We start from the raw sequence: 23,392 nt of genomic DNA on the forward strand, positions 1-23,392 counted from the left end.
TTGAAAGGTGGGTTCCGGAAGTCGCACCGAAGTCCCGCGGCCGGCTTCCGCACCGTAACACCGCGCGGGAACCGCGTGCCTCCCGATATTCCGGCCGGGCTCCCGCCCGTTCCCGGATCAGCGCGTGGGCTCGCCCGGGGCCGCCGCAGGACCGTGGTCGAAGGTGTGGCGCGGTCCCCGCAGGCCGCTGGGCACGGCGGGAGAGCTCTGCGCGACGCGCCGTGCGCCGAGACTGCCGGCGACCTCGTTGCGCAGTTCCGGCAGCCGCGCGTACAGGACGTCCCCAGGGCAGGCGGTGGCGTTGTAGTCGCGATGCCCGACGATGGCCGCGTGCGGGTCGAGCCCGTACGTGTCGCACAGCCACGCGCACGTCGCGACGAGCTTGTCCCACAGCGGGCCAGTGGGCCCCTGGGTCATGTAGATGCCCTCGTTCTCGATGCCGATCGTGTGGCTGTTGTGATTGAGGGTGTGGGCCCCGACCACGTGGTCGCCGGCGTTGACGGCCGCAAGGCTGCGGTTCCGTCCCTCCATCAGGTGGCCGCCGCGGCTGATGGTGAGCTGCTGACCGGTGTCGCTCCATCCGTTGCCGTCCATGTGGAAGTTCTGGATCGAGCGGGACAGCGCGAAGGCGTGCTCCAGCGAGTAGTCGGTGGAGTTCGCCGAGGCGGTGTGGTGGACGACGATGTGGTCGGGGGCCCGGTCCAGCACGGTCGCCGTCGAGGTGGGCGGCCGCGCCCCCCACTCGGAACGGGTGTGGACGCGGGGCGCGGCCTGCGCCGAAGCCGCGGACGGCGCGCCCGCCACCGGACCGAGCAGCGCGCCGCCCAGGACCGCGCCGGTGCCTCCGAGCAGTCCCCGGCGGGTGAGACGCATTTCCGCGGCCATGAGCAACTCCCTCCAGAGATGATCAACCAGACACATGGTCGCGAAAGACAACAAGCGAGACAACAGGGCCCTATGCGCCTATTTTGGATTTATGTGGATCGTGTGATTGTGTGCCAACCCGCCGGGCCCCCGACTGTGGAACTCTTCGGGGTGTGCAGGAGAGGGCGACGGTCGGCCAGTCCGGTGCGGTGGTCAGCAGACGGGACGGGGTCCACCGCAAAGAATCCGACGGCTGGCGCGTAGAGGGTGCGTTCCTGCCTGAGGGGCGGCCCGCCGCAGGCGGCATCGACGCTCAGGGACGATGGGTCGAGGTGCCGCCGGACGGGAGCAAGACGCTTCCCGGACGCTTCGTGCTGCCCGGCCTGGTCGACGCGCACTGCCATCTGAGCATCGCCGGCGGCGAGGACGGATGGCCGCGGCCGCTGAGTCTCGAAGAAGCGCACGCGAACCTCGGCACGGCACGCGACGCGGGGGTCGCGGTCGTCCGGGACCTCGGCAGCCCCGGCAGCCTGACACTGCGGATGCTGGAGGACACCGGAGGCGTGAGGCTACTCGCCTGCGGTCGTTTCCTCGCGCCGGAGGGACGGTACTTTCCAGAGTTGCATTCGCCCGTGTCCGCCGACGAGTTGATCGAGAGCGCGCTGGCGGAGATCGCCGGCGGGGCGCGCTGGGTGAAGCTGATCGGCGATTTCCCCCTGGTGGACGGCGGTGCCATGCGTCCGGGCGACGCCGTTCCGGCGTATCCGGTGGACGACGTCCGGAGGCTGGTGGAGGCCGTCCATCAGGCCGGGGCCAGAGTCGCGGCGCATACGACCACGGGGTTCGCGGGTGACCTGATCGCCGCCGGCGTCGACTCGATCGAGCACGGCGACGGCATGAACGAGGCCGACGTGGCGGCCCTCGCCGATCAGGGCGGCGCATGGACGCCGACGCTGTGCGCGGCCATCGCCCCCAGGCCCGGCGAGGACTCTGGGCGCCGCAGGCGGCGCATGCGGCGACGCGAGCACTTCGAGCACCTGCTGCGGATCGCGGTCGCGCGAGGTGTACGGATCCTGGTCGGCACCGATGTGGCCGGGAGCGTCGCCGATGAGGTCGCGCTGCTGGTGGAACTCGGGGTGTCACCGGAGGAGGCGTTGGCCGCGGCCAGCACCGCGGCCTGCGACTTCCTCGGCGTTCCGGGGCTTCGGGTGGGGCGCCCGGCGAGTCTCGTCACCTTCCATGACGATCCCCGCGAAGATCCGGCGGCGCTGGCGCGGCCGGCCGCCGTGGTCGTCGGCGGGCGCCGGGTCGCTCAGGGGCGGTAGGTGCCGAAGTACCATTCGTTGCCGTCCAGGTCGCGGGCCGCGTAGTCGCGGGAGCCGTAGTCCTGGTCGGTGAGTTCGCGGAAGATCTCGGCGCCGGCGGCCTTCGCGCGGTCGTGGTGGGCGTCGGGGTCGTCGACGGCGACATAGAGCGCGGATTTGCCGGGTTCGCCGTTGCCGAACATGAGGATGCCGGTGTCGTAGCTCATCTCGGCGTGGACGATCTTCCCGTCGTCGTCCCGGTGCACTTCGGTGGGCTTGAAGCCGAACGCCTTCTCCAGCCATTCCATGGACTTGGCCGTGTCGGCGCAGTTGATGAGCGGGTAGAAGGTCCGGCGGATCTCGCTGGTCATGTCGTCCTCCCTCGGTCGTGGCTGACATGCCCAGTCTGGGAGCGGTGGATTCCGGCCGTCTTGGACGAATGTGACCTCAGCGGCGGGCGGCGTCGCGTTCGGCGGCGAGGCGGCGGGTCTCGGGTGAGACGGGGGCGCCGAGGATCGCGGTGACGACGTCGATCAGGTAGCTGGTGAACAGGCGGTCGTCGGCGTGGGGGCCGGAGCGGGCGCGGCGGGCCAGTTCGATCGAGGCGTACAGGATGGCGGTGAAGCGCCGGTGCAGGCGGGCGGCGTCCTCTTCGAGGAGCGGCTCGACGAGGGTGCGCCAGCGGCAGAGGCTGTCCGCTGGGTCGTCGAGAACCGCCATCGGGACCAGGGGGTTCGGGCGGTTGACGACGTCCGCCCAGATCTGGAGGTAGGCGCGGCCCGACGCGTCGGAGAGGCGGGCCGCCATGGGGCGGACCAGGGCGGCGGCCAGGGGGCGGACGCCCTGCTCGCCGTCCTCGCAGACGTCGAGCAGGGCGTGCCGGCGGGCCTCCACTTCGGCCGCGTGCCGGGCGAGGATCGCGCGGACGATCCCGGCGCGGTCGCCGAAGTGGTACTGGACGGCCGTGGCGTTGCGGGCGCCGGCCTCCTGGATGATCTCCCGGAGGCTGACGGCGTCCACGCCGCGTGCGGCGTAGAGGGACTCGGCGGCGTCCAGCAGGCGTTCGCGGGTGTCATTCATTGCCGATTGCGTGCTCCAGGGCGTCGGCGAAGCGTTCGCGGGCCGCCTCCCGGCGGGTGGGCAGGTGGCCGGACGGCCACAGGCCCTCGACGGGTTCGACGTCGCGCAGCAGCTGCCGGGCGAGGGTGATCTTGTGGACTTCGGTGGGGCCGTCGGCGATGGCCATCGCCTGGGCCCCCATCATCATGGCGGCGAACGGCATCTCGTTCGACACGCCGAGGGCTCCGTGCAGGTGCATCGCGCGCTGGACGACGTCGTGGTAGACCTTCGGCATCGCGGCCTTGACGGCGGCGATGTCCTTGCGGACCGCCTTGTAGTCCTTGTGCTTGTCGATCAGCCAGGCGGTGCGCAGGACGAGCAGCCGGAACTGCTCGATCTCGATCCAGCTGTCGGCGATCTTCTCGCGGGTCATCTGCATCTTGGCGAGTGCGCCGAAGCGCGTCTGCCGGGAGACGGCCCGTTCGAGCATCATGTCGAACGCCTTGCGGACCTGCGCGATGGTGCGCATGGCGTGGTGGATGCGGCCGCCGCCGAGGCGGGTCTGGGCGATGACGAACGCGCCGCCCTCGTCGCCGAGGAGGTTCTCGGCGGGCACGCGGACATTGTCGTAGCGCAGATAGCCGTGGGAGCCCTCGCGCTCGCCGCCGACGCCCACGTTGCGGACGGTGATCAGGCCGGGCGCGTCGGCCGGCACGATGAACATCGACATGCCCTCGTAGGCGGACACGTCGGGGTTCGTCACGACCATCACGATCAGGAACGTGGCGTGCCGGGCGTTGGAGGAGAACCACTTCTCGCCGTTGATGATCCAGCCGTCCCCGTCGCGGACGGCCCGCGTGGTGAACAGGGTCGGGTCGGCGCCGCCGTGCGGCTCGGTCATCGAATAGGACGAGGAGATCTCGCCGTCCAGGAGGGGGCGAAGGTAGCGCTCCTTCTGCTCGGGAGTGCCGAAGTGAGCGATGATCTCCGCGTTGCCGGAGTCGGGCGCCTGGCAGCCGAAGACCGAGGGGGCCCAGCGGGAGCGTCCGAGGATCTCGTTCAGCAGCGCCAGCTTCACCTGGCCGTAGCCCTGGCCGCCGAGGTCGGGGCCGAGGTGGCAGGCCCACAGGCCTTTCTCGCGCACCCGGTCCTGGAGAGGGCGCACCAGTTCCTTGTAGCGGGGGTCGGTCTTGTCGTACGGGTCGCCGAGCACCAGGTCGAGCGGCTCGACCTCGTCCCGGACGAAGGCGTCCGCCCAGTCGAGAAGTTCCTGGTAGGCGGGGTCGGTCTCGAAGTCCCATGCCATGGCGAGCCTCCTGACGTCGTTTCCTGGATAATGCCTGCACCTGAACGAGTAATGCAACCGCATGACTGTTACTCTCCGGTATCTCGTGTCGGCAGGTGATCCGTGTCCGGAAAGGGACCCGCCAGTGCAGCCTGAGCAGATCGATCGTGCGCTCGTCGACTTCGACGTCCTGACCGGCTGGATGGACGGGCAGGGCCTCCCGGGCGGCCCGTTCGAGAACGTCGAGCCGCTGGCCGGGGGCACGCAGAACACCCTGATCCGGTTCCGCAGGGGCGGCCGCGACTATGTGCTCCGGCGCGGCCCGAGCCATCTGCGCGCGAGGACGAACGACGTCCTGCGCCGGGAGGCCCGCGTCCTGGCGGCCCTGGACGGCACGGACGTTCCCGCGCCGCGCCTCATCGCCGCCTGCCCGGACGAGTCCGTCATGGGCGGCGCGGTCTTCTACCTGATGACCCCGGTGGAGGGCTTCAACGCCACGGTGGCACTGCCTGACCTTCATGCCGGGGACGCGTCCGTCCGGCGCGAAATGGGGCTGCACGCTGCGCGCGCACTGTCGGCCCTGGGCGCGGTCGACCACGAGGCCGCCGGCCTGGGCGACTTCGGCAAACCCGAAGGGTTCCTGGAGCGGCAGGTGGGCCGCTGGCTTTCGGAACTCGACTCCTACGGCGCGCTCGACGGGTACCCGGGTCCGGACATCCCGGGCCTGGACGACGTGGCCCGCTGGCTGGGCGAACACCGTCCGGCGACGTGGCGGCCGGGGATCCTGCACGGCGACTATCACCTGGCGAACCTGATGTACTCGTTCGACGGTCCCGAGGTCGCCGCGATCGTCGACTGGGAGATGTGCACGATCGGCGACCCGCTGCTGGACCTCGGGTGGCTGCTGGCCACCTGGCCCGACCGCGACGATCAGGGCGCGGCGCTGGCCGGTCCGCTCGGTGAGGCGGGCGGCCTTCCGGCGGCGGACGAACTGGTCGCCGCCTACGCCGAGCGCGCGGACGCCGTCGCCGGACGCGACCTGTCGTCCATCACCTGGTACGCGGTGCTCGCGTGCTTCAAGCTCGGCATCGTCCTGGAGGGCACGAACGCCCGCGCGTTCGCGGGGAAGGCGCCCCGGGAGACGGGCGACCTGCTGCACTCGATCACCCTCGGCCTGTTCCGCCGCGCGCAGCAGTTCATCGGCGCCTGAGGCGTCCCCCGTCTCACGCCGCCGATCGAGAACCTGTCAGGATCGGCGGCACGAGGAGGTGCGATGGAGATCCGCAGAGGCGGCGCCGCCGACGCGCCGGTGATGATGGCGATGCTGGACGGCGCCGTGGCGTGGCTCGCGGCGCACGGGCGGTCGGGGCAGTGGGGCAGCGAACCCTGGTCGGAGGATCCGCGGAGGGTGGAGCGGATCGCCGGCATCGCCCGCGACGACGAGATCTGGGTGGCCGAGGTGGACGGCCGCCCGGCCGGGGTCATGGCGGTCTCGCCGCGGCCGCCTTCCTACATCGACGCGATCGACGAGCCCGAGCTCTACATCACGCTGCTGGTGACGGACCGCGCGTTCGCCGGGCACGGCGTCGGCGGCGCGCTCATCGGCAAGGCGAAGGACGAGGCCCGGGCCAAGGGCGTCGGCCTGCTGCGCGTCGACTGCTACGGCGGCGGCGGTGGACGGCTCGTCGAGTACTACCGGCGCAACGGCTTCGAGCCGGTCGCCGAGTTCAAGGTCGGCGACTGGCCGGGCCGCCTGCTGTCCCAGCGCGTCGGCCCGCAGGCGTCCCGTGGCCACATGTAAGAACACCGCGGGTTGCAAATCGGGGAATCGCGACGCAGCCTGGAAGTGACCGGTGGGACCGGGGCAGTCGGTGACGCCCTTGCGCCGCACGGACGGCGAATCGAGCCACTCGCCCCGTTCCGCCGGTCGGCCCCTCGCCGCGAACCCGGTGTCGGATACCCGCCAGCGCAGGGGCCGCCCGCCCCGCATGCTGACGGCATGGACAGGAAATTCCGTTTCGGTGTCGTCGGAGAGTCGATCCGTTCCGGCGCCGAACTGACCGGCACGGCACGGCGCGCCGAGGAACTCGGCTACGACGCGCTGGTTCTGCGCGACCATTTCGTCGCCGAGCCGTTCGGGGACCAGCTCGCGCCGATGGTGGCACTGGCGGCCGCCGCGGCCGCCACGACCACGCTGCGGCTGGGGACGATGGTCCTGGCCAACGACTACCGGCACCCCGTGATGCTCGCCAAGGAGGCCGCCACCCTCGATCACCTGTCGGGAGGACGGTTCGAGCTGGGCATCGGCGCGGGCTGGTTCCGCGAAGAGTACGAGGCCGCCGGAATGGCGTTCGACCGGGCCGGCGCCAGAGTGGGACGGCTGGAGGAGTCCCTGGAGATTCTTCGGAACCTCCTCGCGGGTCGGAAGACCGCGTTCGCGGGCGACCATTACCGGATCGACGGGCTGACCGTCTTCCCACCGCCCGCGCACCCGCCGCCGATCGTCGTCGGCGCGGGCAGCAGGCGCATGCTCGGCATCGCCGGCCGGCACGCCGACACCGTCGGCATCCTCCCCCGGGCCCTCCCCGAGGGGGCGATCTCCGAGGAGGTCGCCGAGCGGCTCCCGGACACCATCGCCCGCAAGGTCGGCTGGGTCCGCGAAGCCGCCGGAGGCCGGGACGTCGAGCTGAGCATGATGGTGACGCCCACGTTCGGGCCCGATCCGCGCCGCGCCGCCGCCCGCGTCGCCGTCCTGCGCGGCTGGGGGACGTCGGCGGCCGGCCTCGTCCTCGACATGCCGTCGCAGTTCGTGGGCCCGCCCGAGCACGTCGCCGAGCAGATGCTCGCCCGCCGCGACCGCTTCGGCTTCACCTACTACCAGGTCTCGGACGAGGTGATGGAGGAGTTCGCCCCCGTCATCGCGCTGCTCGCCGGCTGAGCTGAAATGGGGATTCCCCGGTGATCTCGCGATACCGGGGAATCCCCGTTCTCCATGCACCGGCAGCCCTGTGCCGGGTCTGTGGGAGGCCCCGCGCACCTTTCGTGAGCTGGCTCACATCGGTTCGGTGAGTCCTTTCACGGCCGGTTTGCGAGCGGCCTCATGTCAGGAGCCGAAAGGCTGCGGCTTGCCCTTCCCGGGGCCCTTGCCCCAGTCGAGGACTTCCCACTTGAGGCCCTTCAGGTGTCCTTGGCCGGTACCGGCGACGTACTTGCTCTCGGGCTTGCCGCCGTCCAGCAGGTAACGGAACGTGTAGGTGTCGAGGTCCAGCATGATCCCCCGGTGCGAGGGCTCGCCGGGCCCGCGGTCGCCGACGAAGCCGGTGACGCTCCGGCCGTTGTAGGAGACCTTGACCTTGGTGAGCATCGGCCAGCTCGGGCTGGCGAACATGCCCTTCTGCATCGGCTTCCCGCTCGCGGGCGCGCCGGTGTCGCCGCGGACGCCGGAACCGTCGTCCCAGAAGTAGGACGCGGTGGTCGTACCGCTGAGCAGGACCTCGGGGTCCTTCACCTCACGCTTGGTGTCGGCGGCCCCGGACTTCGCGGCCCCGGACTTCGCGGCCCCGGACTTCGCGGCCTCGCGCTTCGCCGCCTCGCGCCTGTCGGCCTCGCGCTCGCCGGCCTCGCGCTTCTCGGCGGCGCCGGCGGAGATCTTCTTCTCGGCCTCGCGCTTCTCGGCGGAGGCCTCCTTGCCCGCCTTGTCCTGCTGCTTGCCCGCGGCGTGCTGCTGCGCGGCCACGGCCTCCTGGGTCAGGAACTGCTGCTCGCCGGGAGCGGAGTCGACACTGGCGGCGGCCACACCGGCCACGAGCATGCCCGCGAGGGCGGTACCGGTGACGCCGGTCAGGACGGCATTGATCGCTCGCTGCTGCATGAATTTCCTTCGTTCGGGGTACAGGGCTGCCGTTCCGCGCCGGGCGGCGTACGCCGGAATCCGGGCAGGGGGGAACGGCTCCGAGACTCGGGACTCGGGAGATGCCGCCGCGAGAAGGACCCCGCAGAAACGGACCGCGGGCATGGCGGACCGTGCTCGCGCTCAACGGCGCACGACCGTTCTCGGGCATGCGTGTGACGCGGGCTGTATTAAGCGGGGATGAACGCCGACCGGGGGCTCATAGGCCCAGCACGGTGAACGGCCGGTGCATGGTGCGGCCGTGTTCTCGGCGCATGGATCCCGCCTGGCGGGCGGGAGGCGACGGCTTTGTGATCAGCCGGGTCAACGGTTTCATGACCCTGACCTGGCGTTGACTATATCCGCAATAACCGAAGTTTCGCCAAACAGGCGATTTCTTTACCTTTGGCCAGGTAGATCTTTTTCTCCGGGACTGGGCCGGAGCGCCTTTCCTGTCGGGCTTCCCGGCCGATGACCATGCACCGGCGACGGGCAAAAAGATCTTTATGCTCGGATGGCTCTTACCTGGTTCCAGGGTTCAGCGCTTGCGGGCCCGGATATGTTCCCGGAGCCGGCCGCCGGATGGACGCCGACGAGGCGCACGGCCGATGGGGATCCGCACCGTCCGGACCTGGAATCCCGCACAGCGGGCGGTGCAGAGCGGCCAGGTGAGGCGGCCGGGTCAGTACGTGGGGTAGACCGACGGCACGAGGGGCGTCGGACCGGTCCCGCCGGTGTAGACAGGGCCTCCCGGCTGCTGCTGGACGAACCGCGGGTCCCCGTAAGGAGGCTCGCCGTAGGCGGGCTCTCCATAAGCGGGATCACCGTAGGCGGGCTCACCGTAGGCGGGGTCTCCGAATGTTGCGGCCACCACGGGGCCCTGGGCCGCCGGAACGGCCTGGGCCGACGGCGCGCCCGGCACGTGAGAGCCGTCGATCCGGCGCTGTTCCCCGGACGGGGGGCCGGCCCGCTCCATGCGACGCTCGGCCAAGAGAGCCATCAGCGCGCGGGCGGTGTCGGCGTCCATCCGCAGCAGGACGCTGGGCATCCCGGTCTGGTCGACGAACGGGGAGACCGAAGGGGCGGCCGGCAGCTGTGGAAGCGCCGCCCGCATCTCCTCGCGGAGATCGTGGGCAAGCCGCAGCGCCTGTCGGTCACTGTCGCTCAAGTGTGCGTTCATCGCGATCTCCGGGGAGTTCACGTGCGGGGGTCCGGGCTCATCCTGCTAGGGATGGCGTGCAGGTGCAAGAGCTGATGCACGTGCATTTTAGGAAAGTTCACCCCGTAACCCTTGCGCCCGCCGATCGTTCCCGATCACGCCGCCCCGTTGCCCCCAGGTCTCCGGGAGCCGCTTGACGTGCGAGAACTCGCGTCCTTCGCCGCGCTCGGCGCCCATGCACGGCCGTGGGCCTGCGCCCCGCAGGTGGTCAGGGCATCCTGGTCGGATGACAGACATCCTGAGCGTCAGGGCACTGAACCGCGCAACGCTGGCGCGGCAGCTCCTGCTCACGCGGGAGCCGATCCCCGTCACCGAGGCGGTGGAGCGGCTGGCCGGCATGCAGGCGCAGGAGCCCAAACCGCCGTTCCTGGGGCTGTGGACGCGCCTGGACGGCTTCGAGGCGTCCGAGCTGAACAGTGCCTTGCACGACCGGTCACTCGTCCGCGCCACGATGATGCGCGCCACCCTGCACCTCATGTCCGGTGCTGACTACAGGGCGTTCCGCACGACGATGCAGCCGATGCTGGACGGCGCCCTCCGCGTCCTGGGCGACCGCGCCAAGGGAATGGATCTGAACCAGGTCGTCCCGGCGGCGCGTGCGCTTCTCGAAGCGGAGCCCCGGACGTTCAACGAGGTCCGTGCGCTGCTGCAGGAGCAGTTTCCGGACGTCAACGACAGGGCCCTCGGGTATGCCGTCCGGCTCTGCGTGCCGCTGGTCATGGTTCCGACGGAGGACAGGTGGGGCTTCCCCCGTACTTCGCGGTTCACGCCGGCCGATGACTGGCTGGGCGCCGCCCTGGCGGCGGAGTCCGCGACAGACGAACTGTTGCTTCGCTACCTGGCGGCATACGGGCCCGCGTCCGCCGCCGACGCGCAGGCCTGGTCGGGGCTCCCCGCGACCGGTGAGGCACTGGAGCGCCTGCGTCCCGGCCTCCGCGTCTTCGCCGACGACAAGGGAAGAGAACTGTTCGACCTGCCCGACGCTCCACGCCCCGGCGAGAACGTTCCGGCGCCGGCGCGGTTCCTGCCCGAGTTCGACAGCCTCGTCCTGGCGCACGCCGACCGCAGGCGCATCATCGCCGACGCGCATCGGCCGTCGCTCACCACCAAGAACCTCCGCGTCCGTGCCGTCTTCCTCTGGGACGGCTTCGCACACGGCGTCTGGGAGACGGAGTACAAGCGCAAGGTCGCCACACTGCGGTTGCGTCCCTTCGAGCCACTCCCCCAAGGGGCCATGGAGGAACTGACCACCGAAGGCGAGTCGCTGCTCCGCTTCATCGAACCGGACGCGAAGGAAACCGTCGTCACCGTCGCCGACGGCTGACGCGGCTGGTGCGGCCGTCTCAGGCGATGGTCCGGCCCAGGCCTTCCCAGTAGGGCGCGCGCAGATCCTTCTTGAGGATCTTGCCGCTGGGATTGCGGGGCAGGGCGTCCACGAAGTCGACCGAACGGGGGCGCTTGAAGCCGGCGAGGCGGTCGCGGGCATACGCGAGCAGCTCGTCCTCCGTCGGCGCGGCGCCCGGGGCGAGCACGACGACGGCCTTGACGGTCTCGCCCCAGCGCTCGTCCGGGACGCCGATGACCGCGACGTCGGCGATCGCCGGGTGGGCGGCGAGGACCTCTTCGACCTCGATCGGATACACGTTCTCCGCACCCGTGACGATCATGTCCTTGATCCGGTCGGTGAGGAACAGGTAGCCGTCGGCGTCGACGTAACCGGCGTCGCCCGTGCGGAGCCAGCCGTCCCCGGCGAGGAGCCGATCGGTCTCCGCGGGACGGTTCCAGTAGCCCGGCGTGTTCTGCGTGGACCTGGTCAGCACCTCGCCGACCTCGCCCGCCGGCCGCTCCGCGTCCCCGCCCGGCTCGACGATCTTCACCTCCACCCAGTCGTACGGGCGTCCGGCCGAGCGCATCAGATGGGCGCGCGGCCCCTCCGGATCGTGGTCCTCGGGTTCGAGCTGGACGATCGCGCCGGTCGTCTCCGTCATCCCGTACAGCTGGAAGAGCGGGGCCTTGAAGGTGTCGAGGGCGCGGCGCAGCGCCTCCGAGGTGATCGGCGAAGCGCCGTAGGTGATCGCCCGCAGCGCCGAATGGTCACGTGCGGCGGCGCCGGGGACCTGGCACATGAACTGCAGCACCGCCGGGACGATGAACGCGTTCGTGATCCGCTCCCGCTCGAACGTGTCGACCAGCGCGGCCGGGTCGACGTCGCGGACGAGGACCTGCCGGCACCCGGCGAACAGCCCGGCCAGGGCCCAGCCGGAGCCGCCGATGTGGAACAGCGGCATCGGGACGAGGCTCACCGACGAGCCGTCCAGCCGCCACCGGCGGGCCATCCGCTCCCCCACCTCGAAGTTGGCGTTGGTCAACTGGACGCCCTTCGGGACCCCCGTCGTACCGGAGGTGTAGAGCTGCATTACGACGTCGTCCGGTTCTCCGACGAAGCCGGGGTCGTCGGCGTGATGCGCCGCGAGCCACGCCTCGTGGTCCTCGCCGGTGAGGACGGTCCGTCCGGGAATCTCGGACGCGAGGGCGGCGAACTCGGCGTCCAGCACCGTCATCGGCGCCTGCGCGTCCGCGATGACCGCGGCGATCTCGGCGGGGGTCAACCGCCAGTTGACCGGGGCCGTCACCGCGCCGATCTTCGCGGCGCCGAACAGCAGGTCGAAGAACTCGGGCGCGTTCTTGCCCACGTAGGCGACCCGCGAGCCGTGCCCGAGGCCCGCCGCCAGCAGAGCCCTCGCGACCCGGCTGGAGCGCTCGTCCAGTTCGGCGTAGCTCACGGTCCGCCCGTCCCCGGTGACGGCCGGCGCCGTCCCCCGTTCGCGGGCGTGGTCACGGACGATGGACACGACCCGGTAGTCCACACCGACCCCTTCCGAATCTCGTTCGGTTGCGTGCGGCCGACCCTATCGATCTGGGCACGGGCGACGAAAGCGGCCATCCGCCGCCACATGCGGACATGACGCTGTGAGCGTGGACAACTTCGAATAGTGATCAATCCGATACCTGCACTGATTGAAAGATCCACCAAATGGGTTCAAGCTGTCTCCGACGTCTGGAATGCCCCGCCCCGTTCCGTCCGACCGCCGACAGGACACGACCAATGTTCGAGATCTGGGAGACGAGTGAGCCGGCGCGGCTCATCAGCGACGCGGGGAGCCTGAAAGTGGCATTGGAGAAGGTCGACACCATGTGCCGCCTGCGGCATGACCAGGCCGCGGCCCATGTGGGCGAGGCCGGGGAGGGCTACCACTTCGAGATCAGGGACCTCCACGGCAAGGCCCTCGCACGGCTCAGCTACGTCCCCGACACCTCCCGCGCCTATCAGAGCGTCGTCATCGAGGAGATGCGAGGCGAAGAGCACCGCGAATAGGAGCGCCGCCACTCCCAGCGCCCCGCCCCCGGCCGCACGGCCGGGGGCTTTCGCTTGCGAGGGCCGAAACCCGCGGGGAGTGCGGCGAGTCCGCCGCCGGATGGCAGGATGCGTCCGTACCCATGTGACCTCGGACGGCGGGAGTGGCGGTGCGGAAGGCGCGGCGGCGATCACAGCCGCGGGAGGCGACGGCCGCGGCTCCCCTCACGGAGGCCGCCGGCGAACTGACCGCCGAGGCCGTGCGGTCCCTCCACCGAGGCGACGCCGCGGCATTCCGGCAGCTCGTGGCGGAGCTCACCCGACGGCCCGGAGTTCCCGGCTGGCCGCTCGCCGTCCGCCGATGCCTGGCCACGCGGCTGGAGCGGGGGATCACCACGGCCTGGGAGCGCGGCTGGCAACCGGCCGACGTGGTCCGGTTCACGTCCCACCGCCGCACCGCCAGGCACGCACGGCTGGCGGCGGACGCGATCGCGGGCGAGTTGCGGGCCTACACCGCCACCACCCTGGACGACGAGTGGTACGCACAACTCGCCGTCCTCGAAGCCGAGGTGTGGTGGGAGGACGATGACGAGCATCCGGACGCCTGGTGCGAACGCGAAGGGGTCGGAACCTCGGCCTACATCGCCTGCGCCATCGAACTCGTCCACCTTCTGGAGGCCCTGCCAAAGCTCCCGGCCCTTGGCCCACCCCCTGGCACGGCCACCACGGGCAGGGCCGACACAGGAGCGTCCGCTCCAGACGGGTCCAGCACCGGCAGCTCCAATACCGGCTCGTCCTATACGGGCAGAGCCAGACCAGGCACGTCCGGCACGGGCAGGGCGAGCACAGCAGGGGCCAGTACGGGCGCGTACGGTTCGGACGGCCCGAGCTTGGGCTCGGGGACGGCGGCGCGCGAGCGGGTGCAGGACGTCGATCAGCGGACGCTCGGCCGGGTCAGGGCGCTTCTGGCCAAGGCGGAGTCGACCGAGTTCCCCGAAGAGGCGGAGGCGCTGAGCACACGCGCCCAGGAACTGATGGCGCGGCACAGCATCGACCACGCGTTGCTGGCGGCGGAGACAGGCGACATCAGCGGCCCCGCCGGACGCCGCATCGCGGTGGACAACCCCTACGACGCGCCCAAGGCGGTCTTGCTGACGGTTGTGGCCGACGCGAACCGCTGCAGGGCCGTGTGGCATCGGGAGCTGGGGTTCTCCACGGTCGTCGGTTTTCCGGCCGATCTGGCCGCGGTGGAGATGCTGTTCACGTCGCTGCTCGTCCAGGCGACGTCCGCCATGGTGCACGCGGGTCCCCGACGCGATGCGCGGGGAAGGTCAAGGACGCGTTCGTTCCGTCACGCCTTCCTCAACGCCTACGCCGCCCGTATCGGGGAGCGGCTGCGGGAGGCGGCGGACCGGGCGACCGTGAACGCGGGCGGAAACGCTCTGGTTCCCGTCCTGACCGTGCGCGACCGGGCCGTCGAAGAGGCCGTCGGCACGCTGTTCCCGAACCTCGCCAAGGGTAGGGCGGGTTCGGTCTCCAACTATGAAGGCTGGGTCGCCGGGCGAGCGGCCGCGGACCTCGCCAGCCTGAACGGGCGCCACGAGGTCACCGGGGCGTATCACCGTTCCTAGCGCGCGGGGTCCCCCCGGGGGGCGAGGGGGACTTCCGGTCATGTGCGCGTTTCCTTCTGATCGCGGGAGCGGGTCAGGCCTTCTTACGCCGGGTATTGCCGCCCCGGCCACGGAGCGGCACGCCCGCCTCCTTCAGGACGTTGTAGATGAACCCGTACGACCGGCCGGTCTCGGCCGCCAGGTCTCGGATGCTCTCGCCGGCGGCGTACCGCGGAGCGAGCTCGGCGGCGAGTCGTGTGCGTTCGGCACCGGTCACACGGGTGCCCCTCGACAGTGTTCGGGCCACGGGGACCTCCAGTTTCCAAGGCTGCGCCACGGGGCCCGTCCCCGCAGCTCACAGCAGTGTTGATCTCCCCAACGTACACATTCCCCCTGATTACGCCGTCGATGCCGCGCGAATCACCGCGAATTCGGCCGAAGCTGGTCTTTTCCGTGGTGAACGGCGTGTCGCACCTGGACGGCGGGCCTCAGATCGCAGGCGTCGGCCGTCACCGGGCCCCTCGGCCGAAGCGGGCCCCGGACCGGAACCCCGGCCCCGCCGACCCCCTCGCACACGCCCACGATGGACCACCCCACCATGCCGAGAGTCGGCCCTAGGCAGGACCACTGGCGGGGATGGCGGCGGAGGCGACGGCACGGACCCGCCCTGCACCCGACGACACAGTGGCACCTGACAACACGGCGTTCGAAGCGACGGCGCCGGCACGTGCCGCACCCGACAATGCAGCGGCGACGGACCCGGCGGCATCGGACGGCTTGGCGGAGGCGGAGGGAAAGCCCTCAGGCGGCACGCTGGGGCGCGGCACCGCACTGGGTACAGCCGGCACAGCACCGACGGCAACGGGCGCAGCGACGGACGGAGCCCCAGACGAAGCGGAGGACGGAGCAGCGGACGGCGCGGAGGACGAGGCCTGAGCGGAGGGGACGGTGGCAGAGGTGCCCGAGCTGGTGACGGCCGAAAGGGCGGCGGAGGTGTCGGTGAGTGCGCGCGTGCCGGGGGCGACCGGCGGACCGGCGGTACCGGGGGCGGTCGCCTGGGAAGCGGCTTCACGGATGGACAGGTCCGAGCGGCGCAGCGGATGGCGCAGGGGGTCGAACGGGAAGAAGGACGTCTCGGTCAGCCCGTCGACGGTGAGCAGCTCACCGGGCTGGAGGGGGCGCCAGCCCGGCCGGTCGTCCATCGGCTCGCTGGCGATGACGACGGCGGGCACCGGCCCGTCCGTCCCGGCCGCACGTCCGGGCCCGCTCACGCCGCCCTCGCCGGGCGACAGCACCCACAGCTCGTTGCTCTCCGGGTAGCGCAGCGCCCACATCCGCCCGGCCTCCGCGACGAGCAGGTTGAGGGAGAAGACCGGGAGCTCGGCCGCGATGCGCCGCACCGCCTCGACGATCCCGGCCGTCGTGTCGCCGCGGCGGCGGATCTCCGCGGTCACGTAGGCGAAGACGAGCTCGGAGTCGGTTTCGCCGGCGACATGGGCGCGGTCCACGTCCGTCATCCAGGTGCGGAGGACGTCGAGGCCCTTGACCACCCCATTGTGCGCGAAGAGCCGGTCGCTCATGACGAACGGGTGGCAGTTGTGCACGGTCAGACCACCGACCGAGGCGTCCCGGACATGCGACACGAACGTGTGGGACGGCACGTTCCTGGCGTGCAGGTCGAAGTCGGCGTTCTCGAAGGCGGCCAGCGGTGCCCGGTCGCGGACTGGTTCACCGCCGAGCGAGAACCATCCGAGCCCGGCCCCATGCTGCATCCGGTGGCTCTGTGCACGCAGGCTCCTGGGCGCGTCCAGCAGCCAGTGGGCCGCCCTGACACGGGGTCCTCCTGTACTCATACCGAAAAGTCGGCACATGCCGTCGCCTTTCACATCAACCTAACCGCGGGTGACGGCAACCTTACCGAACGTCGCCATCTTCGTTGGGCGATTCTCGCCAATCCGGCCCGTGTCCCTGACAGGCAAGCCCGAGGGTCCCGCAGAGACAAGACGGCCCCGGGCAGGCACGGTTCGCTGCTGGTTACGACCGGCGCACGTTGGAGGATGCCATGCCCGAGGACGCGACGACGGAGTTCTGGAAGAACCTGAAGCCGATCCGGAACTCGCAGAAGCCGGACGCCCTGCCCGAGGTGTACCTGTCGAAGGTCGCCACGGACGACGACCGCTACTACGTGCCGTTCACCGAGACCGTCGGTTCCCGCCCGCTGTGGATCAACGTCAAGGACAACTCGTGGGCGGACGTCCTGCGCGCCACCAGCGCGGGACTGGTCAACCGGCACTACCACCCCCACGAGGTGTTCGCCTACACCATCTCCGGCAAGTGGGGCTATCTCGAACGTCCCTGGACCGCCACGGCCGGGGACTTCGTCTACGAGGCGCCCGGCGAGGGCCACACGCTGGTCGCCTACGAGAGCGGCGAGCCGATGAAGACGATGTTCATCGTGAAGGGCCCGCTCATCTGGCTGGACGAGAACGGTGACGCCGATGGCTATTTCGACGTCCACGACTACATCGCGATGTGCCGCGAGCACTACGACAAGGTCGGCCTAGGGTCCGACTACGTCGACTCCCTCTTCCGCTGAGGGCCGGCGGATAGACTCGGCCTCCTCCACCGCCCTGCCAGGGAGCGTTCCCGCGAACGCGAGGAGGTCGAGATGGCCGTTTCCGTCACGGAGTCGCGCGTGTCGACCGAGGAGGTCCCGCCCGACGACCGGATCGCCTACTGGGAGGAGTACAACGCGCGTGCACTGGTCGGGCTCACCTGCTCCTCGTACGCGGAGGGCGGGCTCCTGGCGCAACAGACGAACCTGCGTGTCGGAGGGCTGCGCCTGGCCGACATCCGGGGCAACGAACACGTCATAGAACGGACACCGCGAACCTGCCGGGACTTCCCCAAGGAATCGGTCTTCGCGAGTCTCGTCCTCAAGGGCGAGGCGGTCTTCTACCATTCCGGCGGATGCCTGACCGTCAACGCGGGCGACCTCGTCCTCTACGACACGGCCCGTCCCTACCTCTTCGGCTTCTCCACCCCCATGCGGAAGCTGCTCCTGGACATCCCACGGGAGATGTTCGCCGAACGTTTCCGTTCACCGGCCCTGCCTGCACCCATCGCACTCACCACAGACCACGATTCACCGGCGTCCAGGGCCCTTCGGTCCCTCCTCCTAGGGCTCGCCCAAGCAAAGGGACCGGACGGCGCCGACGGTCTCGCCCTTGAACTCCTCGGCAATCTCGCGACCGCACGAGCCGGGGACCGCCCCGGCTCGCCCACCCGCCTGCTCCACCTCGTCGTGGCAAAGGACTACATCGAACGGCACCTCCATGACCACGGTCTGAGCACTGGACGGATCGCCGCCGCACTGGGCATCTCGGTCCGGCACCTCAGCCGCGTCTTCGAACCGGAAGGGCTCACCCCCGCCCGTTACGTCATGCAGCGTCGGTTGACGAAGGCCAAGGAGGATCTGACCGATCCCACGGCGACCCGTACCACCGTCGCCGAGATCGCGCACCGTCACGGGTTCGCCGACCAGGCTCACTTCACCCGCGTCTTCCGCGAGCACTTCGGCTGCACGCCGGGGGCTGCCAGACCGGCGTGAGCGAGGGTTATCCCCAGAATCGGGTTCTACTGCTTCCGGCCGGGACGGCGGCACATGCTTGCCAGGTCCCGTCCCGGCACGGAAGGAGCGGCCTCCGATGGCCACGATCACGTTCCCGGTTCCGTCCACCACGACCTCCCGGTTCGCCGTCGCGGCCAGGAGCATCCCCGGCGACCTCGCCGGCCTGATCCGCCGAAGTCCCGCCGACCCCTTCCACGCCCACATCACCGGACGGCTCGGCTCGCCGCAGTTGCAGGTCATCCGGGAGGACCTCACTTCCCTGCGCTGGGACCCCGCGCAGGTCAAGGCCGCCGGCCCCGACGACGGCCCGGCCGCGCGGGCCTTCAACAACGCCCCGGAGTTCGCCGTCATCACCGCCTTCGCGCCGATCACCGACCAGCCCCGAGGCGTCCAGGTCGCCCGCGCAGCCGCCTACGCCATCGCGAACGCCACCGGCGGCATCGTGGCCGACCTCATCACCGGCCACATCCTGACGCGCACCACCGAGAGGACGCACTTCGTCCTGGCCGACCAGTGGCTCGGCGACGTCCTCCCGCCATTTCGCTCCAACGGCCGCTGCACGGCCGCGGAACCCGACCTCGACCCCGAGGGGGTGAACGGCTGTGCCTGCGTGCGTCTCCGCACCCGCGGCCTCCGCCGCTTCGGCCTCCCCGAACTCCAGATCAGCGACGTCGCCTGCCCGCACGACCTGGCGGCCCTCAACGTCCTGCGTACAACCGCCCGCCGCCTCCTGACCGACCACTGGTCCTGGCTGGCCACCGGCCCCGCCGCCCACACCCGCACGATCACGGCCACCCCGCACCTCGGCCAAAGCGACTTCAACGACTTCTGGGGCGCCACCCGCCGCCCGCACCCGGCACCGTTCCAGGTGCGCCTGTCCCCCTTGACCCCACGTCTCCTCACCGTCGGCCCACCCGACGACTTCGACGGCACGATCAACGACTGGCTCTGCAGCGAAACCCTCCCCCGCGGCATGTACGACGTCCTGAAGGCCCCCGCCGACACCCCACTCCCAACCGCCGCCTGACCCTCCACACCACGCGTCGACGCGCACACCACCAACCACGCCTGGACGCCACCAGCTCCAGCTCGTTGACGCGGTAGCCGTGGAGCTCGGCTGCTTTGAAAGATCAGCCCGGCGCTCGCTCGCGCACGGTGACGAACTCGTGCACGGTCACGGACCCGTGCACGGTCACGGACTCGTGCACGGTGACGGACTCGTGCACGGTGACGGAGGCGACGGCGGCGTCGCGGTCGGCGGACGGCGCAGCGACGAGGTCGGCGCCGGTGGCGTTGTGGTCTCACCGCACGCCGCCCTCACCGCACGCCGCCCTCACCGCACGCCGTCTCAGCGCACGCAGGCCTCACCGCGCGTCGGCCTCACCGCGCGCTGGCCTTGCCGGGAGTCGCGGGGCGCGGGCGACAGCGACGCTGCGCGGTGCCGGGGCGCGGGTCGCCGGCGCTGGCAGCCACGGGCAGGCACGCCCGCCCACCGCCGCCTGCCACGCAGGCGATTGGGAGTGTCCTGTCGCTGACGGCGGCCGACCCGTCCGACGAGCTCATCGGCATCCTGCTGACGCAGCGCCGACCGGCCTCCCCGGCAGCACCCCGTGCGCGGCGGCACCCCGCATGGACCATGGCAGGGCTGTGGCCGCGACTGCACCATGCGGTACAGGGCGAGCCCGGGGCGCGCGGCAGGTGGACTGGCCGTCGACGCTCGTGGACGCCGCCGCCAACCGCGCCAAAAGGGAATCGCCGTCCGGCCCCAATCCGGTCGATCGGTGCAAGAGGGGCAGCAAGATCCACGTGCAGTCGGACGCCGCCGCTGGGCTGCCGCTGGTGGTCACGGTGCCGACTGCCAACGTTCACGACAGCCGGGCGTTCAGCCGCTCCCGATGGCGTTGCGGGCAATCGGGTCTCAGCGTGGACCACGCCGCCGGCGACCAACCGGGGCCAATCGTGTCGTCCATGAGCCCTCGATAACGCCGAGTGAGACTTATGACACCACGCCGCCACCCGCACATGCTGCTTCAGGCCCGGTGAACCGCCGCTAAAGCGGCTGGGGGCACACGCGAAACCATCCGGGCATCTTCAGGCCGCGTGCGCGCAAACCATGTATTGCCAGGGAAATTTGTGAAGGTGCTTCTGCCGCTTCAAACGCACTGCAGGCAACGAACCGACGAATCGGAATAATCCAGAAAATGCCGCACATATAACCCGGAGCGGGACGGAAGAACGACGACGGTCGCAAGATCAACTGTGAGCAATGTTCAACGCTCCGTAGCCAAAGTGACTACGATCGGCATTCTCACGGTGACCGACGCGATCCCCCGGGGCGAAGATGAACCGTTTCCTGGCACAACCCAGACTTGCCGTCGTGATCTGCGGCTTGCTCCGCTGTACCGGCGGGGTGCTGGGTTGTACCGCGGTGGCCGGCGCCATCTCCATCGGCGCGGCCGCACCTGCCGACGCGGTCGCCCGTGTCGAGCCGGAGCCGCGCAGGTCCATACCGCCCGTCTGCCGTCATGCCAGGAGCACCGGGGACTGGTACACCGCGTACAAATGCAGGGAGGCATGGCTGGCGATGTACGAGAGGTCTCGCAGGAAATCCGGTCGCGGTGGGGAGTTCGACCGCTGGGGAGACCGATACGACCGGCCGCCCAGGCGCCGGTCCCCATCGCGCAGGCAGCTTGAGGAGTGGCTCCGCCAACGGCCCACCGCGCCGGACTCTCCCGATATCACGCCTCCACCACGGGCACGGCCGAAGATCACAACATCGCCGCCCCGATCCCCAGAACCGACTCCGGCACGCTCCCCCGGATCGTCCGCCGAGCCCTCCATTGAGCCGACTCCCACCTCCGTACGCACAACTCTCACCCGTGAGGCGGAGGACCTCGACTCACGTCCGCCCTCCCTGCAGCCTGTCCTGCTCCTGGGCCTGCTCCTCCCCACCGTGGCGGCGATCTGCTACCCGTTCCGGCACCGTCTCTACGCCGCCGCCGGCCTCCCCCCGTTCTCCACGACCGGACCCGCCGAACCACCACCCCGGGCCGTCCCTTCCAGTCACCAGCCGGACCTCGACCCCTTCGCGGCTCCGGCCCTGGGCCTGACCGGCCCGGGCGCGGTCGCGACGGCGCGAATACTGGCCTTGTCGGCCCTAGACGAGCACGGCGGGAAGTCCCTGGTGGTGATACCGCGCCCTGATACCACCAGTCTGTTCGGCCTGGCCGAGGACGAGCTCCTCGACGACGACACCGCCGGCCTCTTCATACCGGGCAACCTCGACGCCGCCCTGGCATATCTCGAGACCGAACTCGCCATCCGCGAGAACACCGGCGTGACACAGGCACGGCGTCTCCTCCTCGTGGCCGATCCCGATGGAGAGACCGACAGGATCAAGGCCCTCCTCGACCGCCACCCGGGTGGTGTCTCCGTGATCCTGCTCGGCGCCTGGACGGGCGAGCAAGCCAGCGTGGATGACGAGGGCCTGGTCGACGCCTCTCCCGCAATGGCCGTCTCCTTCCCCGAGCGTCTCCCCGCGATGTCCCGCACCGAGGCCCGTGACCGCCTCTTCTCGGCCCTCGTCCGCCAACGACAGGACCAGAAACCCCCGTCCAGACGCCGCTCCACCTCCCGCCGCCCTTAGGAGGGGTCCGATGCCCCTATGGATGTCAAGCCGCGGCTGGGGCTGTCGCGCGGGGTGGGCAGGTGATGAGCTGGTGGATCTCACGGGCGATGTATCGCTTGAGGCACCGGACGGCCTCCCCGGGAAGTGGGGAAGGTCTTGTTGCCCAGCAAGACGCCCAGCGGGGGGAGGGCGGCGGCGACATGGAAGTCCTCGTGGGTGTCCACTCCCACGATCACCTCTGACCATCGGTGGACGACGGAACAGAGGCGAGGTGAGGGGTGCCGGGCACGATGTCTCCCCTCGTATAGGCTGCCGCGATCGCGGCATCCACCGCCCCCACATCAGCCAGGACCCTTGCCATGAACGACGACCATCACGGCCTCGCGCCAGTTCCTGAGCGCGCAGCCGCGCTCATGCACGCCTCCCTGGCCGGCTTGTCGGTCGGTGACGCGTTCGGTGACCAGTTCTTCCTGCATGCCAACCGGCATCTCACTGCCGCGGACCTCCCTTCACCGCCGTGGGAGTGGAGCGACGATACCGAGATGGCCTGCTCGGTCGTCGCCTGCCTGCGCCGTCACGGATCCATCGACCAGGACGCTCTTGCCGCCTCCTTCGCCGCACGCATGGACACCGGACGCCGCTACGGCGCCGGGGCCCTGGAACTCCTCGAACGCATCCGGGACGGACACCTGTGGCGGGCCGCATCGGCCGAGTCCTTCGGCGGCAATGGTTCCTTCGGCAACGGCGCCGCCATGCGTGTCGCTCCCCTGGGAGCCTTCTACATCGGCGACCCGGCGCGCGCCGCCGCGGAGGCCACCCTCCAAGCCGAGATCACCCACGCCCACACTGAAGGGATCGCAGGCGCGGTCGCCGTCGCCGTCGCCGCCTCCCTCGCGGCCACCGACGCCGCCGAGAACCTGATCGAGGCAGCACTCGATCACGCTCCCGGAACCTACGTCCGACGAGGCCTCCAACGCGCCCGCCGCCTCAAGAAGGCGACACCCGAACAAGCGGTACAGGCCCTGGGCAACGGCTCACGCATCACCGCCCAAGACACCGTGCCATTCGCGCTCTGGACAGCCGCCCGTCACCTAGACGACTACCCGGTCGGTGTCCGGGCCTGCGTCACGGCCAGCGGCGACATGGACACCACTGCCGCGATCGTCGGCGGCATCATCGCCGCCAGCACCGGGATCGACGGCATCCCATCAGCGTGGCTCGACTCCCGCGAATCCCTCCCCGGATGGCTGGAGAACAGCCCAACAGCTTGACACCCCGGTGCAGATTCCAAATACCGGTGCAGGTTCCAGATATAGGCGTGTAGTCGTGCGGCAGATAGCGCCCGGGGATGCCGGTGTAGTCGACGTAGAGGATCGCGTCCATGATGGTGCGCAGATCGTGTTCGGGTGGGCGGCCGATGTCCAGGGCTCCTGCGCGGCGCCGTTCGCGCTAGTACTCCAGCCGCATTTAGTGATCGATGAGGCGTTGTTGTCGTTGGTAGTGGCAGCGGCGGGCGCGGGCCTGGTGGCGGCGTCGCCAGCGTGACCA

22 protein-coding genes are annotated in these 23,392 nt (G+C 70.4%); 12 read left to right on the forward strand and 10 right to left on the reverse strand.

Annotated elements, in window-relative coordinates:
* Positions 1 to 117 precede the first annotated feature (117 nt).
* Entirely contained in the window at positions 118 to 885 is a 768-nt protein-coding gene (locus AB0C35_RS41675; protein WP_358468656.1) for a peptidoglycan recognition family protein, read from the reverse strand.
* Positions 886 to 1,037: 152 nt separating this feature from the next.
* Between AB0C35_RS41675 and AB0C35_RS41680 the strand changes: the two genes are divergently transcribed.
* Positions 1,038 to 2,189, forward strand: a complete 1,152-nt coding sequence (locus AB0C35_RS41680) for an amidohydrolase family protein (protein WP_358468659.1) — start codon at positions 1,038 to 1,040, stop codon at positions 2,187 to 2,189.
* On the opposite strand, the gene AB0C35_RS41685 is transcribed toward AB0C35_RS41680, so the two are convergent.
* The 3 genes from AB0C35_RS41685 to AB0C35_RS41695 form a co-directional block, all read right to left on the reverse strand.
* The gene (locus tag AB0C35_RS41685; RefSeq protein ID WP_358468662.1) at positions 2,177 to 2,539 is read right to left on the reverse strand and encodes a VOC family protein; all 363 of its coding nucleotides are present in this window, start codon (positions 2,537 to 2,539) and stop codon (positions 2,177 to 2,179) included. The two genes, AB0C35_RS41680 and AB0C35_RS41685, sit on opposite strands and share 13 nt — an antisense overlap.
* A gap of 76 nt (positions 2,540 to 2,615) precedes the next feature.
* Positions 2,616 to 3,248, reverse strand: coding sequence for a helix-turn-helix domain-containing protein (locus AB0C35_RS41690; RefSeq protein ID WP_358468665.1), 633 nt, complete (start codon positions 3,246 to 3,248; stop codon positions 2,616 to 2,618).
* Positions 3,241 to 4,533, reverse strand: coding sequence for an acyl-CoA dehydrogenase family protein (locus AB0C35_RS41695; protein ID WP_358468668.1), 1,293 nt, complete (start codon positions 4,531 to 4,533; stop codon positions 3,241 to 3,243). The genes AB0C35_RS41690 and AB0C35_RS41695 overlap by 8 nt, the downstream gene beginning before the upstream one ends.
* Before the next feature lie 124 nt (positions 4,534 to 4,657).
* Here AB0C35_RS41695 and AB0C35_RS41700 point away from each other — a divergent pair, with 124 nt between their 5' ends.
* The 3 genes from AB0C35_RS41700 to AB0C35_RS41710 all read left to right on the forward strand — a co-directional run bounded on the left by AB0C35_RS41700 (position 4,658) and on the right by AB0C35_RS41710 (position 7,450).
* Positions 4,658 to 5,722 (forward strand): phosphotransferase family protein, encoded by a 1,065-nt coding sequence (locus tag AB0C35_RS41700; protein WP_358468671.1) that lies wholly within the window; start codon positions 4,658 to 4,660, stop codon positions 5,720 to 5,722.
* Between the two features lie 63 nt (positions 5,723 to 5,785).
* Complete coding sequence (locus tag AB0C35_RS41705) at positions 5,786 to 6,313, forward strand: GNAT family N-acetyltransferase (RefSeq protein ID WP_358468674.1); 528 nt, start codon at positions 5,786 to 5,788, stop codon at positions 6,311 to 6,313.
* A gap of 198 nt (positions 6,314 to 6,511) precedes the next feature.
* Positions 6,512 to 7,450: a TIGR03621 family F420-dependent LLM class oxidoreductase gene (locus AB0C35_RS41710; protein WP_358468677.1), complete on the forward strand. Its 939-nt coding sequence runs from the start codon at positions 6,512 to 6,514 to the stop codon at positions 7,448 to 7,450.
* 165 nt (positions 7,451 to 7,615) lie between these two features.
* Here the strand turns inward: AB0C35_RS41710 and AB0C35_RS41715 are convergent, their stop codons facing one another.
* A complete protein-coding gene (locus tag AB0C35_RS41715; protein WP_358468680.1) occupies positions 7,616 to 8,383 on the reverse strand; it encodes a hypothetical protein in 768 nt (255 codons plus the stop codon).
* Positions 8,384 to 9,083: 700 nt separating this feature from the next.
* Positions 9,084 to 9,581, reverse strand: a complete 498-nt coding sequence (locus tag AB0C35_RS41720; protein WP_358468683.1) for a hypothetical protein — start codon at positions 9,579 to 9,581, stop codon at positions 9,084 to 9,086.
* Between the two features lie 265 nt (positions 9,582 to 9,846).
* Here AB0C35_RS41720 and AB0C35_RS41725 point away from each other — a divergent pair, with 265 nt between their 5' ends.
* Positions 9,847 to 10,944, forward strand: a complete 1,098-nt coding sequence (locus tag AB0C35_RS41725) for a winged helix DNA-binding domain-containing protein (RefSeq protein WP_358468685.1) — start codon at positions 9,847 to 9,849, stop codon at positions 10,942 to 10,944.
* A 19-nt stretch (positions 10,945 to 10,963) separates the two neighbouring features.
* Here the strand turns inward: AB0C35_RS41725 and AB0C35_RS41730 are convergent, their stop codons facing one another.
* Positions 10,964 to 12,487, reverse strand: coding sequence for a long-chain-fatty-acid--CoA ligase (locus AB0C35_RS41730; protein ID WP_358468688.1), 1,524 nt, complete (start codon positions 12,485 to 12,487; stop codon positions 10,964 to 10,966).
* A gap of 239 nt (positions 12,488 to 12,726) precedes the next feature.
* Here AB0C35_RS41730 and AB0C35_RS41735 point away from each other — a divergent pair, with 239 nt between their 5' ends.
* Together AB0C35_RS41735 and AB0C35_RS41740 are read left to right on the forward strand one after the other, a co-directional pair.
* Positions 12,727 to 12,996, forward strand: a complete 270-nt coding sequence (locus AB0C35_RS41735; RefSeq protein WP_358468691.1) for a hypothetical protein — start codon at positions 12,727 to 12,729, stop codon at positions 12,994 to 12,996.
* A gap of 149 nt (positions 12,997 to 13,145) precedes the next feature.
* A complete protein-coding gene (locus tag AB0C35_RS41740; RefSeq protein ID WP_358468694.1) occupies positions 13,146 to 14,606 on the forward strand; it encodes a DUF2786 domain-containing protein in 1,461 nt (486 codons plus the stop codon).
* Between the two features lie 73 nt (positions 14,607 to 14,679).
* Here AB0C35_RS41740 and AB0C35_RS41745 read toward each other — a convergent pair whose 3' ends face one another.
* Together AB0C35_RS41745 and AB0C35_RS41750 are read right to left on the reverse strand one after the other, a co-directional pair.
* Entirely contained in the window at positions 14,680 to 14,892 is a 213-nt protein-coding gene (locus AB0C35_RS41745) for a helix-turn-helix domain-containing protein (RefSeq protein ID WP_358468696.1), read from the reverse strand.
* Between the two features lie 307 nt (positions 14,893 to 15,199).
* Entirely contained in the window at positions 15,200 to 16,456 is a 1,257-nt protein-coding gene (locus AB0C35_RS41750) for a class II glutamine amidotransferase (RefSeq protein WP_358468699.1), read from the reverse strand.
* Positions 16,457 to 16,647: 191 nt separating this feature from the next.
* Between AB0C35_RS41750 and AB0C35_RS41755 the strand changes: the two genes are divergently transcribed.
* The 5 genes from AB0C35_RS41755 (at position 16,648) to AB0C35_RS41775 (ending at position 23,115) form a co-directional block, all read left to right on the forward strand.
* Positions 16,648 to 17,181 (forward strand): 2,4'-dihydroxyacetophenone dioxygenase family protein, encoded by a 534-nt coding sequence (locus AB0C35_RS41755; protein WP_358468702.1) that lies wholly within the window; start codon positions 16,648 to 16,650, stop codon positions 17,179 to 17,181.
* Between the two features lie 72 nt (positions 17,182 to 17,253).
* Positions 17,254 to 18,195 (forward strand): helix-turn-helix domain-containing protein, encoded by a 942-nt coding sequence (locus AB0C35_RS41760; RefSeq protein ID WP_358468705.1) that lies wholly within the window; start codon positions 17,254 to 17,256, stop codon positions 18,193 to 18,195.
* 97 nt (positions 18,196 to 18,292) lie between these two features.
* On the forward strand, positions 18,293 to 19,243 hold the full coding sequence (locus tag AB0C35_RS41765) for a hypothetical protein (protein WP_358468708.1): 951 nt from the start codon (positions 18,293 to 18,295) through the stop codon (positions 19,241 to 19,243).
* Between the two features lie 1,926 nt (positions 19,244 to 21,169).
* Positions 21,170 to 21,862 (forward strand): hypothetical protein, encoded by a 693-nt coding sequence (locus AB0C35_RS41770; RefSeq protein ID WP_358468711.1) that lies wholly within the window; start codon positions 21,170 to 21,172, stop codon positions 21,860 to 21,862.
* A 341-nt stretch (positions 21,863 to 22,203) separates the two neighbouring features.
* Entirely contained in the window at positions 22,204 to 23,115 is a 912-nt protein-coding gene (locus tag AB0C35_RS41775; protein WP_358468714.1) for an ADP-ribosylglycohydrolase family protein, read from the forward strand.
* On the opposite strand, the gene AB0C35_RS41780 is transcribed toward AB0C35_RS41775, so the two are convergent.
* Entirely contained in the window at positions 23,018 to 23,269 is a 252-nt protein-coding gene (locus AB0C35_RS41780) for a transposase (protein WP_358468717.1), read from the reverse strand. The genes AB0C35_RS41775 and AB0C35_RS41780 overlap by 98 nt on opposite strands.
* Positions 23,270 to 23,392: the final 123 nt, after the last annotated feature.

Origin of the sequence: Spirillospora sp. NPDC048819 (assembly GCF_040650055.1) — a bacterium.
Taxonomy (GTDB): Bacteria; Actinomycetota; Actinomycetes; order Streptosporangiales; family Streptosporangiaceae; genus Spirillospora.